This window comes from Rhizobium sp. T1470, from assembly GCF_042140505.1.
Classification (GTDB): domain Bacteria; phylum Pseudomonadota; class Alphaproteobacteria; order Rhizobiales; family Rhizobiaceae; genus Rhizobium; species Rhizobium favelukesii.
This window is the reverse complement of record NZ_CP148091.1, coordinates 1,464,598-1,481,160: the sequence shown is the minus strand read 5'-3', so window position 1 is coordinate 1,481,160 and position 16,563 is coordinate 1,464,598. Positions and strand designations below refer to the sequence as shown.

General features: G+C 60.7%; 12 protein-coding genes and 1 pseudogene. 8 read left to right on the top strand and 5 right to left on the bottom strand.

From position 1 onward, the window contains the following. The first annotated feature begins 14 nt into the window (after positions 1-14). A pseudogene (locus tag WGT02_RS07395) lies at positions 15-1,365 on the top strand (glutamine synthetase family protein). Between the two features lie 96 nt (positions 1,366-1,461). Here the strand turns inward: WGT02_RS07395 and WGT02_RS07390 are convergent. Next, entirely contained in the window at positions 1,462-2,406 is a 945-nt protein-coding gene (locus tag WGT02_RS07390; protein ID WP_024313734.1) for a diacylglycerol kinase family protein, read from the bottom strand. Between the two features lie 310 nt (positions 2,407-2,716). Here WGT02_RS07390 and WGT02_RS07385 point away from each other — a divergent pair, with 310 nt between their 5' ends. Further along, positions 2,717-3,931, top strand: a complete 1,215-nt coding sequence (locus tag WGT02_RS07385; RefSeq protein ID WP_024313735.1) for an MFS transporter — start codon at positions 2,717-2,719, stop codon at positions 3,929-3,931. On the opposite strand, the gene WGT02_RS07380 is transcribed toward WGT02_RS07385, so the two are convergent. Beyond that, complete coding sequence (locus WGT02_RS07380; RefSeq protein ID WP_024313736.1) at positions 3,905-4,303, bottom strand: helix-turn-helix domain-containing protein; 399 nt, start codon at positions 4,301-4,303, stop codon at positions 3,905-3,907. The two genes, WGT02_RS07385 and WGT02_RS07380, sit on opposite strands and share 27 nt — an antisense overlap. A gap of 104 nt (positions 4,304-4,407) precedes the next feature. Between WGT02_RS07380 and WGT02_RS07375 the strand changes: the two genes are divergently transcribed. Continuing rightward, positions 4,408-5,421 carry a zinc-binding alcohol dehydrogenase family protein gene (locus WGT02_RS07375; protein WP_208248518.1) on the top strand — a complete coding sequence of 338 codons (1,014 nt, stop codon included), beginning with the start codon at positions 4,408-4,410 and terminating at the stop codon, positions 5,419-5,421. A gap of 286 nt (positions 5,422-5,707) precedes the next feature. Continuing rightward, positions 5,708-7,084, top strand: a complete 1,377-nt coding sequence (mgtE, locus tag WGT02_RS07370) for a magnesium transporter (RefSeq protein WP_024313738.1) — start codon at positions 5,708-5,710, stop codon at positions 7,082-7,084. Between the two features lie 31 nt (positions 7,085-7,115). Here mgtE and WGT02_RS07365 read toward each other — a convergent pair whose 3' ends face one another. After that, a complete protein-coding gene (locus WGT02_RS07365; RefSeq protein ID WP_024313739.1) occupies positions 7,116-7,589 on the bottom strand; it encodes an Lrp/AsnC family transcriptional regulator in 474 nt (157 codons plus the stop codon). 146 nt (positions 7,590-7,735) lie between these two features. Between WGT02_RS07365 and WGT02_RS07360 the strand changes: the two genes are divergently transcribed. Next, on the top strand, positions 7,736-8,641 hold the full coding sequence (locus tag WGT02_RS07360; RefSeq protein WP_024313740.1) for a DMT family transporter: 906 nt from the start codon (positions 7,736-7,738) through the stop codon (positions 8,639-8,641). Positions 8,642-8,697: 56 nt separating this feature from the next. On the opposite strand, the gene WGT02_RS07355 is transcribed toward WGT02_RS07360, so the two are convergent. Together WGT02_RS07355 and WGT02_RS07350 are read right to left on the bottom strand one after the other, a co-directional pair. Beyond that, entirely contained in the window at positions 8,698-9,228 is a 531-nt protein-coding gene (locus tag WGT02_RS07355) for a GNAT family N-acetyltransferase (protein WP_024313741.1), read from the bottom strand. A gap of 9 nt (positions 9,229-9,237) precedes the next feature. Beyond that, positions 9,238-10,902, bottom strand: a complete 1,665-nt coding sequence (locus WGT02_RS07350) for an electron transfer flavoprotein-ubiquinone oxidoreductase (protein ID WP_208248522.1) — start codon at positions 10,900-10,902, stop codon at positions 9,238-9,240. A gap of 246 nt (positions 10,903-11,148) precedes the next feature. Between WGT02_RS07350 and WGT02_RS07345 the strand changes: the two genes are divergently transcribed. The 3 genes from WGT02_RS07345 to WGT02_RS07335 all read left to right on the top strand — a co-directional run bounded on the left by WGT02_RS07345 (position 11,149) and on the right by WGT02_RS07335 (position 16,545). Continuing rightward, a complete protein-coding gene (locus tag WGT02_RS07345) occupies positions 11,149-11,937 on the top strand; it encodes an SDR family oxidoreductase (RefSeq protein WP_024313743.1) in 789 nt (262 codons plus the stop codon). A gap of 211 nt (positions 11,938-12,148) precedes the next feature. Next, a complete protein-coding gene (locus WGT02_RS07340; RefSeq protein WP_208248524.1) occupies positions 12,149-13,432 on the top strand; it encodes an efflux RND transporter periplasmic adaptor subunit in 1,284 nt (427 codons plus the stop codon). Further along, on the top strand, positions 13,429-16,545 hold the full coding sequence (locus WGT02_RS07335) for an efflux RND transporter permease subunit (protein WP_024313745.1): 3,117 nt from the start codon (positions 13,429-13,431) through the stop codon (positions 16,543-16,545). The genes WGT02_RS07340 and WGT02_RS07335 overlap by 4 nt, the downstream gene beginning before the upstream one ends. Positions 16,546-16,563 lie beyond the last annotated feature (18 nt).

Below are 16,563 nucleotides of genomic sequence, written 5' to 3'. Positions count from 1 at the left end.
AATAGGCTACGACCTTGGCCTTCTCCGCGAGGATTTTCAAGATCATGGCAGACGACAAGCTTCACGGCACAGCAGCGGGCGGCAACCCGCGCGTCGAGCTCCTGCTCGTCGGCATGAATGGCGACCTGCGCGGGAAGCAGATTCCGCTCGACGCGCAAAAGAAAATCTGGGCCGGCGAAGTGCGCCTGCCCTCCTCGACACAGTCGCTCGATATTTGGGGGGACGACAACGACGACATCACCGGCCTTTCGCTTTCCGTCGGCGATCCCGATGGCAATTGCATTGCGGACGAGCGCAGCCTGGCTCCGATGCCATGGGCGCCCGAGGGTTCGATGCAGGTGCTTGCAACCATGCACGAGTTCGATGGCACGCCGAGCTTCATGGATCCCCGAGCTATCCTTGCATCCGTGCTGAAGCGGTATGAAGCGCGCGGTCTGACGCCAGTCGTCGCGACCGAACTCGAATTCTACGTCGTCGAACCGGATTGGCGCGAGACCGGCCGGCCTTCGCCGCCTGTCAATCTCACTTATCGAGGCGACCCGAACGGCTTCCAGCTCTATGACATGAGCGCGGTCGATGCGCTCGATGACTATCTGCAGACCGTGCGCGCCTATGCGAAGGCGCAAGGGCTACCGGCAGATGCGACGACGGCGGAATTCGGCCCCGGACAGTTCGAGATCAACTTGCTGCATCGCCCCGACGCCCTCGCCGCCGCAGACGACTGCATCTATCTGAAGCGTATTGTGGAACAGGCGGCGCGCAAGCACGGATTGAAATCGACCTGCATGGCCAAACCCTACTCCGATCATGCCGGTTCGGGCCTTCACGTGCACGCCAGCGTCATCGACAAGGATGGAAGCAATATTCTCGATGCAAAAGGCGACGAACCGCGAAAGCTGAAATCTGTCTGCGCCGGCCTGCTTCAAACCATGCGGGATGCGCAACTCGTCTTCGCGCCCTTCGCTAACTCCTATCGCCGCTTCCAGCCCGGCTCGTTCGCCCCCGTCGACCTGACCTGGGGCTACGGTCACCGTGGCACAGCTGTCCGCATACCCGATCTGAATGGCCCGGCCGCTCGGGTTGAACACCGCGTGGCCGGAGCTGACGCAAACCCCTATCTGCTGCTTGCTGCCATTCTCGCGGGCATGCTGCTCGGCATCGATTCCGAGCTCGACTCCGGCGAGGAGACGACACCTTCATACACGCCCGAAGACACGACGCGCTTTCAGCGCCTCCCCGTTCATCGCAGACACATTCGGAAAGCGCTACCAGAAGCTCTACGGCGACACGAAGCGCAAGGAAGCCATCACCTACCTACGCACAGTCTCGGATTTCGACTACCGCACGTACCTGCCGCGCCTGTAGTCTCCACATATCGTCGATCAATGCTCGACGATGAGACCATGCTGACGTGCGCCTGATCGGACCTGGAAATCCCGCGACATAACAACGCCTGGATTGCTAGGGAGCGACTTCGCGCCGCTCGGCTTCGTCAATCTGCGCCGCAAGTCCTTGCTGGACCAAAACCTTGAGTTCGCCGGGATGCAATTTCAACGCAACGTCCCGCTCCAGCGGACGCAACTCGCCATCCATCACGCAATTCGCCTTTGAATGCAGCTTCGGAAAGTGCAAATGTACTTGCGCCGGATGCATGATCATCACGTCCGCATTCTCCCTCACCTTGCCTCTCAAGAGGTCGATCGCCAGGCGTGCGACGCCGAGCGGTTTCAGCGGCTTAGCGGTATAGAAGCCCAGTTCGCCGCCAGTGAGGCTGTCTGCATAAAGCAAGGCATTCTGGCCGAAAGGGTTGTTCGAAACCGAGACTGCGGAAACGCGGCGGCGCTCGTAAACGCCCGCGGCTTCAAAGTCGACCTCGAATTCGGGCGGATTGAGCACGACACCGAAGGCGGCACGCGCGCTTGCTCCGATCTTTCCGAGACGCGAGCGGTATGTGTAGGAGTTTCGATAGCGAACCATGCGCGCATGGAGCCCGGCCGAGAATTGATGAATGAAGGGCCGGCCGTTGGCGCTGGCTATATCGACGTGATCGACTTCGCCAAAAGCGAGTGTCTCAAGCGCCTGCCAGATGTCGAGGGGAACGCGCAAGGAACGGGCGAAAAGGTTCATTGTACCGGCCGGCACGACGCCAAGTGCAATACCGTTCTTCCAAGCTATGGACGCAGCCGCCGAGATCGTCCCGTCGCCGCCGCCGGCGACGATGCCGTCGATGTCGTCACGGCGGGCCGCCCGCTCCATGGCAGGCACGATCTCCTTACCGGAGAAGACGATTGCATTGAAATCGTGGCCTGCCTCCCTGAAGACCGCTTCGGCCCGGCTTTCATAGGCTTCCATATCGGTGGTTCTGAACGTCCCGCCATCGCGATTGAAAAAGCCAATAAGTTTCATATGGTTCCTGTTATCCGCAGCAAGAGGTGACAACCTGTCCCGCGCTGCTAAGAGATGGTTCTTGCACCCGCGATTTCAAGCTGAAACGCGCTTCGCGAACTTCAGGAGCGGCGGCAGGGCCACCAAATTTGCAAGGCACGTATGCATGTGAGGGGACGCTGCACTGCAGAAAACGCACTCGACCTCCAGCAGCTATCGTTGATAGATGGGCCGTGGGGCATCGCCTCCATCTCCCTTCATGTCCCGGCCTACCGGTCACTGCTCTCGCCCCCGTCCCGTACGTCAAGCATCGAATGCCAAGGAGTGCCTCTTGAGCCAGGTCGCCGTAAACGATTCCATCGACACAAGCTCTGTGGTCGAAGCCCCATCGCCGATGGCGATTGCGCTCGTGCAGCTGGCGCTTGCCTGCGGCGGCTTTGGCATTGGCACCGGCGAGTTCGCGATCATGGGTCTTCTGCCCAATGTGGCCGATACGTTCTCGGTCACAACTCCGCAGGCAGGCTACGTAATCAGCGCCTATGCACTCGGCGTCGTTGTCGGCGCACCCATCATTGCGGTGCTTGCCGCAAAGATGGCGCGCCGCTCGCTGCTCCTGCTCGTCATGGGCATCTTTGCCATCGGCAACATCTTGAGCGCGATGGCGCCAACCTTCGAGAGCTTCACTGCGATGCGCTTCATAACGGGCCTGCCGCATGGAGCCTACTTCGGTGTCGCCGCAATCGTCGCTGCATCCATGGTGCCGATGCACAAACGCGCTCGCGCCGTCGGCCGCGTCATGCTCGGGTTGACGGTCGCGACTTTGCTCGGGACGCCGCTCGCCACCGTTTTCGGGCAGTCGCTCAACTGGCGCCTTGCCTTTACGATCGTCGGCATCATCGGCCTTCTGACGGTTGCTCTGATCTGGTATTACGTGCCCCGCGACCGTGTTGCCGAGGGTGCAAGCTTCAGGCGGGAGCTTGGCGCCTTCAAGCGCCCACAAGTGCTCCTGACGCTTGCGACGGCATCCGTTGGCTTCGGCGGCATGTTTGCCATGTTCAGCTATATCGCGCCAACCACGACGCAGGTGGCGATGCTGCCGGACAGCATGGTCGCCGTGATGCTGATCATCTTCGGCATCGGCATGAACGTCGGCAATGTCGTCGGCTCCTGGTTCGCCGACAAGTCGCTGATGGGAACGATCGGCGGCTCCCTTGTCTTCAACATCGTGGTGCTGACGATGTTCTCCCTGACGGCCGCCAATCCCTTCATGCTGGCCCTTTGTGTATTCTGCATCGGTTGCGGCTTTGCCGCGGGTCCCGCAGTCCAGACCCGTCTCATGGATGTCGCCGCCGATGCGCAGACACTGGCTGCCGCGTCGCACCATTCCGCCTTCAATATCGCGAACGCGCTTGGTGCCTGGCTCGGTGGCCTGGTCATTGCACAAGGCTACGGCTTCGCCGCCACCGGCTACGTCGGCGCGATCCTGTCGTTCATCGGTATCTTTGTGTTTGCGGCGTCCCTAGGCCTCGATCGCCGGAGCGCCTGAGGCGGCCGAGACGTCGCGAAGGTGGCGCCCCTCCGGGAGGCAGAAGACATTCTCCTCCCCCCAGGCGGCGAGCGCATTGATCACAGGCTTCAGCGTTGTGCCGAGCGGCGTCAACGCATAATCGACACGCGGCGGCACAACAGGGAAGACCGTCCGCGAGACGAGGCCCGATTCCTCCAGCTCACGCAGCTGCTTCGTCAGCATCCGTTGCGTCACGGAGGGCAGCTTGCGACGCAGTTCGTTGAAGCGCAGCGTCCCACCCATCAGATGGAATAGGATCACGCCCTTCCATTTTCCGTCCAGGAAACTCAACGTCGCTTCGACGGGGCAACCCGGAAAGTTGCGGGTCAGCTTGGCACGAGGGAGCGACATTTGACGGTATCCTTTTTGGTGCTACGTACAGAATTTGTGCATTCTTGTGCTTGTCGAGCATAAGACGCATCTAGCCTCTGTGCAAACGAACACAGGAGTTTCCCATGCGCGCCGTCGCCTACAAGGTTCCTCAGCCCATCTCCGCCGAAACGTCCCTGATCGACGTCGATCTGCCGATCCCGGAAGCGAAGGGTCATGACTTGCTGGTCGAGATCAAGGCGGTATCCGTCAATCCGGTCGACGTGAAGGTGCGCGCTGGCGTTGCGCCTGCTGCTGATGAATTCAAAGTGCTCGGATGGGACGCCGCCGGTGTCGTCAGGGCGGTCGGCCCGGAGGTCACGCTCTTCAAAGCCGGCGATGAAGTCTTCTACTCCGGCGTGATCAATCGCCCCGGTTCCAATGCCGAATTCCACCTCGTCGACGAGCGGATCGTTGGACGCAAACCGAAGACGCCCGACTTCGCCTCAGCTGCGGCCTTGCCTTTGACGTCGATCACGGCTTACGAGGCGCTTTTTGACCGGCTGAGAGTACAAGATCCCGTTCCGGGGGCCGCACCGGCAATCCTTATAATCGGCGGCGCTGGAGGCGTCGGATCGGTCGCGATCCAGATCGCACGTGCGCTCACGGACCTGATTGTCATTGCAACGGCATCCCGGCCCGAAACGAGCGAATGGATCAAGCAGCTTGGCGCCCATCATGTCGTCGACCATTCACAGCCGATCGCAGCGCAGGTGGCGGCCCTCGGCCTTGGCCACCCGGGCTTCGTCTTCTCGACGACCAATACCGATCAGCACATCAAGGAGATCGTTGAGGCGATTGCGCCGCAGGGCCGCTTCGCGCTGATCGACGATCCGAAGCCGCTCGACATCGTGCCGTTCAAGCGCAAGGCCGCGTCCATCCATTGGGAGCTGATGTTCACGCGACCGCTCTTTGGCACGCCCGACATGATCGAACAGCACAAGCTGCTCAACAAGCTTGCCGAACTCGTCGATGCCGGAGAGATCCGCACGACGCTCAGCGAGACGCTGGGCACGATCAACGCTGCCAATCTGAAGAAGGCGCACGTGATGATCGAAAGCGGGCGGACGAAAGGAAAGCTGGTTTTGGAGGGCTTCTAACACCTCCCGCGATTCAAACAAAAGCTGCTCGAACGAAATGCCGCGTCGGAAGGTGCGGCATTCTGGCACCAAGAGCTTCAAGCGCTTGACTTTTCTGCCAATTGAGACCACCTACAGCCATACGCGGATTACGTCCGTTTTCCGCGGATATCAACGGAGCCATCATCACGATGCCAAGCGACAGTAGCAGTCGATTGCCTTTGCCGTACGCGGCCCTCGTGCGCTGACCGACTCCTGTCGGGCTCGCCCGTCGGACGCTACGGCGGATCGACGGAAAGGCGAGCCTATGAACATCAATCGCTTCCCACTGCGGGCGGGCCATGCCGCTCGTTTCTTCAGCAACGACCACCTCGGTGCCATCACCACGGCCGAGCGCGTCGAACGGCTGAACGCACTTGAAATCCCCGAAGCTGCAGCAATCCTGGTAACGCTGCCGCAGCAGAAGGCTGTCCGTATTCTCGGCCGCCCTGAGCTGCACAATGCCGCAGCCATCATCGCTGAAATGCCGGTCGAGGCCGGCGCACGCCTGCTGAACGCCACGGCGAACGACCGCGTTGCGGACCTCTTTCAGGAAATGAACGAAGAGGCCCGCGCGCACCTGTTCTCGCGGCTTGACCGTACTACCTGCCTCGCCGTCCAGCACCTGATGGGCTATCCGCCCCGCACGGCCGGCAGCATCATGACGACGGAGTTCGTCAGCGTGCCCGACACCTGGACGGTCGAGCAAACGCTGGAGCACGTGCGTAAGGTCGAGCGTTCCCGCGAGACGGTGTATGCCATCTATGTTCTCGACGCGGTGAGCCACGTTCTGACGAGCGTCGTTACGCTGCGTCGTCTGATCACCGGCGATCCCGGCCAATCCGTTCTCACGGTTGCGCAGAAGGAAGGGGTTGTGCGTGCCGATCCGCTGATGACGCAGGAAGATGTCGCCCGGCTGATCCGCAAGCACAATCTGCTGGCCCTGCCTGTCGTCAGCGAGGACGGCCACATGCTCGGCATCGTCACGGTCGATGACGTTATAGACACGATGATTGCCGACCAGACCGAAGACGCCCATAAGTTCGGCGGTATGGAAGCACTCGGCAAGCCGTATATGAAGATCGGCTTTGCCGGCATGATCCGCAAGCGTGCAGGCTGGCTCTGCGCCCTCTTCCTCGGCGAAATGCTGACGGCAAGCGCCATGCAGCATTTCGAAGGCGAGTTGGAAAAGGCGATCGTGCTGACGCTGTTCGTGCCGCTGATCATGAGCTCGGGCGGCAATAGCGGTTCGCAGGCAACGTCGCTGATCATCCGGGCGCTGGCGCTCGGTGAACTCAAGCTCTCCGACTGGTGGCGTGTTCTTTTGCGTGAATTGCCGACGGGCATAGTGCTGGGCTCGATCCTCGGCCTCGTCGGCTTCGCCCGCATCGCGCTCTGGCAGAATATTGGGCTCTTTGACTACGGTGAGCACTGGGTCTTGGTCGGTTTCACGATCTTTACCGCGCTGATCGGCATCGTGACCTTTGGTTCGATCTCCGGCTCAATGCTGCCTTTCATCCTGCAAAAGCTGCGGCTCGATCCGGCCAGTGCTTCCGCGCCGTTCGTCGCAACTCTTGTCGACGTGAGCGGACTGGTGATCTACTTCTCGGTCGCGGTGCTGATCCTCAGCGGGACGCTACTCTAAGCATGAAAACGGGGCCTGATCGGCCCTGTTTTTATTTCGGCCCAGGCAGCTTCAAAGCGCCATGGGTTTTCATGCTGCGGATGGCGAAGTTCGAGCGGATATCGCTGACATTCGGCAAGGTCAGCAATGTGTCCGTCAGCAGCCGCTCATAGGCAGCAAGGTCCTCGACCACGACCTCGGCCAGGAAGTCCGCCGTTCCGGATATCAGGAAACACGAGACCACCTCGGGAATGGCGAGCAACGCCGCCTCCTGCGCTTGCGCGTTCTCGCGGCTGTGATGGGCGACCTTGAGTTCGACAAAAACAGTCAAGCCGAGACCGACTTCCTTGCGGTCGATGTCGGCGCGGTAGCCGCGGATGACGCCGGTCTTTTCGAGGTTGCGGATTCGACGCAGGCAGGGCGACGGCGACAGATTGACCTTCTGGGCGATCTCCACGTTGGTTGCGCGCGCATCCTCCTGCAGGCATTTCAATATCGCCAGATCGAAATTATCCAGCTTTGGCACTATCTGTAAAATCCTCTTATCATTTTGGCAGATGATTGCTCATACCAGCATTTTGATGGCATGGATAGCAAGGACATGCCTTGCCGTTTCCGCCTATTCTTCTCTCAACCGGACAGCCTCCGGGACGATCATGAGAGGAGAGATCGATGAGCGTCCTTGCCTTCACAAACAATCAAAAGTCCACTTCGACATCTGTTGGATATGCAGGTGCCGTCGTCACGGTCCTGATCTGGGCGGCGTGGATCTTGGCGACCCGCCACAGTGCGGCGACGCAGCTTGGAACAATCGATATCGGCCTGATCCGTTACGGCATTCCAGCCCTCGTGCTGGCGCCCGTCTGGCTGAAGACCGGCTTGCTGCCGAAGGGCGTGCCGCTTGGTCTGCTCGCGACAATGGTCGCCGGTGCAGGAGCCGTCTTCTTCCAGCTGACCACATCGGCGATTCATTCGACCCCTGCATCTGCGGCCGGCATCCTGCTCGGCGGTTCGATGCCGCTCGCCGCGGCCCTCATCGGCATCTTCGTTTTCCGTGAACGACCGGACTTCATACGGCTGCTCGGCTTGGCAGCGATTGTCACGGGCGTCGGCATCTTGCTTGTCCGCAGCCTTGCCGGTGCAGCCTTGCCCTGGAGCAGCTTCGTCCTGCTGCCGATGGGGGCAATTCTGTGGGCAAGCTACACGCACGCCTTCCGTCGCTCGGGCTTGACCGCCGTGCAGGCCAGCGCGCTGATCGCCATCTGGTCATGCCTGATCCATGTTGGCCTTGCCATCGTCTTCGGCACCTCGATTACCAGCGCACCGCTTGCCGAAGTCGGCCTGCAGATGTTGAGCCAAGGCATCCTTTCCGGCCTTGCCGCGACTGTCGCCTATGGCCTTGCCGTGCATGCGCTGGGCGGGACGCAGGCTGCCGCCTTCACGGCGATCACGCCGGTGCTGGCGACCATCGGCGGCGGCGTGCTGCTTGGGGAGGAGATCGGGATTGCGGAGATTGCTGCCGCTGTCGTCACCGGGATTGGCGTTGCCCTTTCGACCGGCATTGCATCGCGCAGGTAGTGTCGCAAAGCACCCTTCGAGCCGGTGGTCACTCCGCCGGCTCGTTCCTTTGAACGCTACGCCTCTCCAAAGGCGAGCACCATCGCGATCCGTCGATCAGGATCCATCCCGGTATCGATCTCATAGTCCAGCTTCTTCTGCAGAAACTGCGGCATTGCCTCGGATTCCGGCTCCATAAAGCCCAGAGAAGCATAGAATGGCGCATTGAAGGGCACATCGCGATCGGTCGTCAGCGTCACCCCTGAGAAACCGCCCGCACGGGCCATTTCGATCACTGCCAGCATCAAGCGCCGTCCGGTTCCTCTGCGCTGCCAAGCCTGGCAAACATCGAACTCGATCACGTAAAGCGAGCTTTCAATATCCTCAGCCGCGAGAAAGGCGATCGATTGATCCTCGTCATCGGTGGCCACAAGCAGGAGGCCCGCATCGAGCGATCGCTGCAAGACATCACGCGGCAATGTGTGCGGTTCCCGCACGACGCCGAGCGCCTCCGCCAATGTTGCGAAGGCATCTATTTCGATCTCGTTCAGACGCGGCAATTCGTCGAGACGTGCCTGACGTATGATGCAGGCTGGCGTCTCGCTCATGCCTGCTCCTCACATATTCGGATAGACCGGCCCCTCGCCGCCCTGCGGCGGCACCCAGTTGATGTTCTGGTTCGGGTCCTTGATGTCGCAGGTCTTGCAGTGGACGCAGTTCTGGGCGTTGATGACGAAGGTCTCCTTGCCATCCTTCTCCACCCATTCGTAGACGCCGGCCGGACAGTAGCGGGTCGAGGGACCGGCATAGATGTCGTGCTCGGACGATACCTGCAGCGCCATGTCCTTCACCTGGAGGTGCACCGGCTGGTCTTCCTCATGGTTGGTGTTCGACAGGAACACTGAGGACAGACGGTCGAAGGTCAAAACGCCATCGGGCTTCGGATAGGTGATCGGCTTGTGCTTGGAGGCCGGTTCCAGCGACGCCGCATCGGTCTTGCCGTGCTTCAGCGTGCCGAACATCGAAAGGCCGAAGAGCTGGTTCGTCCACATGTCGAGACCGCCGAGCGCCACGCCGATCGCGGTGCCGAACTTCGACCACAGCGGCTTGACGTTGCGCACCCTCTTCAGGTCCTTGCCGATGTCGCTTGAGCGCCAGTCGGTCTCGATCTCGACGACCTCGTCATTGGCGCGGCCCGCCGCGATCGCCGCAGCGATCCGGTCCGCCGCCAGCATGCCCGACAGCATCGCATTGTGGCTGCCCTTGATGCGCGGCACGTTAACGAAGCCGGCCGAACAGCCGATCAAAGCGCCGCCGGGGAAGGAAAGCTTCGGCACCGACTGGTAGCCGCCCTCGGTGATGGCGCGTGCCCCATAGGACAGCCGCTTAGCCCCCTCGAAGGTTCCACGGATCGCCGGATGCGTCTTGGAGCGCTGGAATTCCTCGAACGGATAGAGATAGGGGTTCTTGTAGTTCAGGTGGACGACGAAGCCGACGGCAACGAGGTTGTCTTCCAGGTGATAGAGGAAGGAGCCGCCGCCGGTCTTCATGCCGAGCGGCCAGCCGAAGGAGTGCTGCACGAGGCCCTGTTTGTGGTGTTCGGGCTTGACCTGCCAGAGTTCCTTGATGCCGATGCCGAACTTCTGCGGTTCGCGATCCTTCGACAGATCGAATTTGGCAATCAGCTGCTTGGCGAGCGAGCCGCGCACGCCTTCGCCGATCAGCACATACTTGCCTGTTAATTCCATGCCGCGGGTGTAGTTCGGACCGGGCTCGCCGGTCTTCTCGATGCCCATGTCGCCGGTGGCGACACCAATGACGGCACCCGCATCGTTGTAGAGCACTTCGGTTGCGGCAAAGCCCGGATAGATCTCGACACCGAGTTCTTCCGCCTTGGTGGCGAGCCAGCGACAGACATTGCCAAGCGAAACGATATAATTGCCATGATTGCTCATCAGCGGCGGCATCAGGATGTTCGGCAAGCGCACCGAACCGGCCGGACCGAGCACCAGGAAGTGGTCGTCCGTCACCTCCGTCTTGAACGGATGGTCGGCCTCGTCGCGCCAGCCGGGCAGCAGACGGTCGATGCCGATGGGATCGACGACGGCCCCCGACAGGATATGCGCGCCGACTTCGGCCCCCTTCTCGAGCACGACGACCGACAGCTCCGCATTGACCTGCTTCAGACGGATCGCAGCGGAAAGCCCCGCAGGACCGCCACCGACGATCACCACGTCGAATTCCATGCTCTCGCGCTCGGGCAGTTCATTCGTATCAGTCATGCATCCATCTCCGCTCGGCCGACATTGCTGCCACATTCCCCCGTAATGGGATTATCTCTTGGCAAAACAGGGAGCCATTGTCGAGCCGGGAAACGACAGCCAATCCCCCAATTCGCGCAACGGCATTTCTGGCCTCAAAGAATTATATGCAGTTTACGTAAACGTCAAATAGCAAAATGGCCGTCCGCCACTTTCATCGGCTTTTGCACCACCATATAGAGAGATGGACAACTGGAGGAATATGGCATGGATCTTGGCATCAAAGGCAAGCGCGCACTCGTCTTGGCGTCATCGCGCGGATTGGGTCACGGCATCGCGGTGGCTTTGGCGCGTGAGGGCGCACATGTTCTTCTCTGCGGGCGCAGCGGCGAGACGCTGGAGGCAAACTGTCGCGCGATCAATGCCGAGGGGAAAGGTAAGGCGGATTGGATCTGGGCCGATCTTTCCGATGAGACTTTCGTGGAAATAGTGGCCGCCGCGGTGCGCGACAAGTTCGGCGGCATCGATATTCTGGTCAACAATACCGGCGGCCCGACGCCGGGAACGACGCAGGACATGACGCCCGAGAAGCTCGAGGCCTATTTCTTCTCTATGGTCCTGCGGGTCATTGCGCTCACCAATGCACTGTTGCCATCCATGAAGGAACAAGGCTGGGGGCGCATTCTCACCGTCGCATCATCGGGCGTTATCGAACCCATTGCCAATCTTGCCCTTTCAAACACCCTGCGCCCTGCCCTCGCTGGTTGGAGCAAGACGCTGGCAACGGAGATCGGGCGCTTTGGAATCACCTCGAACCTGCTGCTTCCCGGGAGCATCCTGACTGGCCGGCTTGACGATCTCGATGGCGCCACAGCCAAGCGCACCGGCAAAAGCCTCGATGACATCCGCACGGCAAAGGAAGCGGCGATTCCCGTCGGTCGCTACGGAACGGTGGAAGAGTTCGCAGCAACGGCTGCCTTTCTTTGCAGCCAGCCGGCGAGCTACATTACCGGCAGCCTTGTGCGCTGCGATGGCGGCGCGGCGCGATCCGTCTGATTGCAAAAGGGAAATTGCGAAAATGTGTGCGGCCGAACCTTGGTGATGCCTACGAACGGCCATATCAGCACATTCTTTCATTACAGAAATTTAAGCTATTATAACCACTTAGTGATGGACGGTTGGGAAATTGTGTCTTTTTTGCGCCGTAATAAGCGTGGTTCAATAGAGCCTGGATTTACGCGCAATTTGCCCCAACCCGGTCTCGCTCATGAAGAAATTTTTGGTCACGGTCTGCATCATCGCTGCTGCCAGCGTTAGCGCATGGCAATATAGGGAACGCATCCCTTATCTTTCGCAATTTTTACCCAAGACGCCGCAGCAGGCTGATGCCGCCGACGGCAGTCACCCAACGGCCGGCGATGCATCCCAGAAATCCGGTGATCAGAAGGGCAGCAGCAAGGGCCGGAACCGCAATGGCGGACCGACGCTGGTAAAGACTGTCGCTGCGGTGAAGACCACCCTGCCCCGAGACGTCACGGCTTCGGGCTGGGCGGACGCGGACGACAACACGACGATCGCGGCCCAGGAACAGGGGATCGTTACCAAAATCCTCGCGTCGGACGGCGCCACCGTAAAACAGGGAGACCTCATCGCCGAGCTTGATGCCCGCACGGCGCAAGCAACGGTCGACAAGGACAGCGCCATGGTCGTCCGCGACAAGGCCACCCTGTCAGAGGCCGAAACTGCACTGGCACGTGCCAACGACTTGCTGAGCTCAAAGGCCGGCACACAGCAAAGCTATGATCAGGCAAAGGCAGCGCGCGACACAGCATCGGCCACGGTTGAAGCAGACAAGGCGGCGCTCGCTGCCGATCAGGTCCTGCTCGAACATACCGATATCCGCGCGCCCTTCGACGGACGCCTTGGTGATATTGCCGTCAGCCCCGGAGCTTTTCTGAATGCCGGCTCGGCGATCGTAACGATCGCAAAATACGATCCGATCTATGTGAAGTTCCACCTGCAAGAGCGTGACTTGCGGCAGTTGAAGCTTGCACTCGCCGCAGGACCAGTGGACGTCAGCACCGTTCCCCAATCGGACAAGGGCAAGCCCCGCCAGGGTCACATCAGCTTCTACGATAACACCGTTGATCCGGCGTCCGGCACCATCCTTGCGAAGGCGAAGTTTGAGAACGCGTCCGGCGCCCTCTGGCCCGGCCAATCGGTCAACATCGTCGTCCACTTCAACAACAATGAGCAGCAGGTTGTAGTCCCGACCGTCGCGGTCAGTCCGGGCGCCGACGGCTTCTTCGCCTTTGTAGTGCGCGACGGCAAGTCTCAGCTGACGCCGGTGACGGTGGCACGAGCAAACGGTGGCTTCAGCGCCATTACGAAGGGCCTCTCCGAGGGCGATCACGTCATCATCGAGGGACAGGCACAACTTGTCGACCAGCAGCCGGTGAAGGAGCAGTTTGACGATAAGGCATTGAACGTTGCCTCCGCGGACCACACCGCAAACAAGACCGAAATCCTCACAGCGGGCACGGAAGAATGATACCGAATTTCTGTATCCGACGTCCTGTCGCGACGACGCTGCTTGCCATCGGCGTCGTGCTTGCCGGCCTTGCGGGCTATCAGCTGGTACCGGTGGCAGCCCTGCCGCAGGTGGACTTCCCGACGATCAACGTCTCGGCCGCCCTGACCGGTGCCTCGCCGCAGACAATGGCGACCTCGGTGGCGACGCCGCTGATCAAGCAGTTCCAGACAATTCCCGGAATCAGCGAGATCAGCGCCACAAACTCGCTCGGCAATGCGAGCATCGTCCTGCAGTTCGACCTCAACCGTGACATCGACGCCGCAGCCGCCGACGTTCAGGCGGCGATCTCGCATGCGACGCGTCAGTTGCCGGACAACATGACGACGCCGCCGAGCTACCGAAAAACAAATCCTGCCGACGCACCCGTTATGTTGCTTGCCGTGCAGAGCGATACCATGCCCCGCAGCAAGCTCGATGAGATTGCCGAGGACATCATCTCGCCGTCGCTTTCGACGCTTCCCGGTGTCGCGGAGGTTTCGGTATTCGGCGCGCAGACCTACGCGGTGCGGGTCGAGGTCGACCCCAACAAGCTTCTCAACCGCGGCATCGGCATCGACACGGTCAACCAGGCGCTGGCTGCGGCCAACAGCCAAGTTCCGGTCGGCTCTCTGCAGAACGACACGCAGAGCATGACGATCAATGCCAATACCCAGCGTACCAATGCCGGCGAATTCCGGACACTGGTGATCGCCAACCCGAATGGCGCGCCGATCCATCTCGGCGATGTTGCTGATGTGCAAGATAGCGTCGAGAATCTTTATACAGGCAGTTGGTACGACGGCAATCGCGGCATCATCCTCGCCATTCAGCGTCAGCCCGATGCGAACACCGTTGAGGTGGTCGATGCGATCAACGCGAAGCTGCCGGGGCTGCACGCGGAGATTCCGGCGTCGGTATCGACGAAGGTCATGAACGATTCGGCCAAGCCGATCCGCGATGCCATCAGCGACGTGAAGTTCACGCTGTTCCTGACGATCGGCCTCGTCGTCTTGGTCATCTACCTCTTTACCGGCCATCTGACGGCGACGATCATTCCCGGGCTCGCGGTGCCGCTGTCGCTGATCTCCACCTTCGGCATGATGTACGCGCTGGGATACAGTATCGACAACATCTCGCTGCTTGGCCTGACACTTGCGGTCGGCCTCGTCGTCGATGACGCGATCGTCATGCTGGAAAACATTCTCCGGCATGTCGAGGAAGGCATGCCGGTTCTCGATGCAGCGATCAAGGGTGCCGGCGAAGTGAGCTACACGATCATTTCGATGTCGGTGTCGCTGATCGCGGTGTTCATTCCGATCCTGTTGATGGGTGGCGTGGTCGGCCGCATCTTCAACGAGTTCGGCATGGTCGTTGCGATTGCAATCGTGGCCTCCGCAATCGTGTCGCTCACGGTAACCCCCATGCTCGCGTCCCGTCTCGGCAGCGGCCACGAGCGCCCGCCGTTCTTTATCCGCTGGTTCGACGCCGGCTTCGAACGAACGGTCCGGGGGTACGAGAAATCGGTCGGCTGGTGCTTGAAGCATCGCCCAACGGTTCTTGCGGTGTTCCTGGCGTCTGTCGGATTGACCATCTATCTGTTCATGACGCTGCCGGCGAGCTTCTTCCCCACGGAGGATATCGGTCGCCTGAACATCTCGACGCGCGCTCGTCAGGATATCTCCTATCCGGCGATGCAGGCGCTGCAGAACCAGGCGGCGGAACTCGTGAAGCAAAACCCTGCCGTCAACCACGTCATGTCGATCGTTGGCGGCAATGCGCGCAGCCCGCTCAACAATGGCACGATGTATGTCGAATTGAAGGACAAGGATCAGCGCCCACCGCTTGACCAGACGTTGAGGGAGTTGCGGGCGAGCATCAGCAAGATCCCCGGATTGCAGGCCTATATTACGCCCCAGCAAAGCCTCCGCTTCGGCGGCCGCCAGACTGCGAGCCAATACCAACTCGTCGTCCAGGCGCTGAGCGCCGATCAGACGAACCTTTGGGCAAACAAGATTCAGCAGGCGATGCGGGCCGACCCGCGCTTCACCGACGTCACTTCCGACGCCCAAAACAACGCGTTGCAGGCCAATATCGTCGTCGATACGGAGAAGGCCGCGGCCTTCGGCATTACCGACGGACAGCTGCGGACGACCCTGCAGGAAGCCTTTGGGGGATATACGGCTGCGCAGATCCAGTCGACTGGCGACAGCTACGATGTGATCGTGGAATACGACACCAGCAAGCCATGGGACGATCAGAGGCTTCAGGAAATCCGCGTCGCGTCCAACAGTGGCGCCCTGGTTCCCCTGTCCAACTTTGCGACCGTTCAGCGCACGACCGGCCCGGTGACCATCAACCAGACCGGCCAGCTTGTCTCGACGACGGTTTCCTTCAACCTGCCTGCAGGCGAGGCGCTTGGTGACGCCACAGCGGCAATCGATCAAATCAAGAAAGACATCGACATGCCCGCGGACGTCTTCACGTCCTACGGCGGCACTGCGCAGATATTCGAGCAGTCTCAGGGCAACACCCCGCTCCTGATCCTGGCAGCCGTGCTGACGATCTACGTCGTGCTGGGTGTGCTCTACGAGAGCTTCATCCACCCATTGACGATTCTCTCCGGCTTGCCGGCCGCAGCACTGGGCGCGTTGCTGGCGCTGAAAGTGATGGGCTTCGACCTTTCTATCATCGCCCTCATCGGCCTGCTCATGCTGATCGGCATCGTCAAGAAGAACGCGATCATGATGATCGACGTAGCGCTGGAGAACCTGCGCTCCGGCAATGGCATGTCGCCATCGGAAGCGATCCACGAAGCCTGCGTCCGACGTTTCCGCCCGATCATGATGACGACCTTCTGCGCCCTCCTCGGTGCGCTTCCGATCGCTCTTGGGACTGGGGCAAGCTCGGAACTTCGCCAGCCGCTCGGCATTGCCGTCGTCGGCGGTCTTGTCGTTTCGCAAGCGCTGACACTGTTCATCACCCCGGTGATTTTCGTCGAGATGGGTAGGCTCAGCGATTGGCTCCTCAGCTTTGGACGCAGGAAGAAAGCCGAGGACAACGAGCAAGTGCCTCAGGCAATGGCAGCCGAATGAAAGACAAACGGGCGCCAA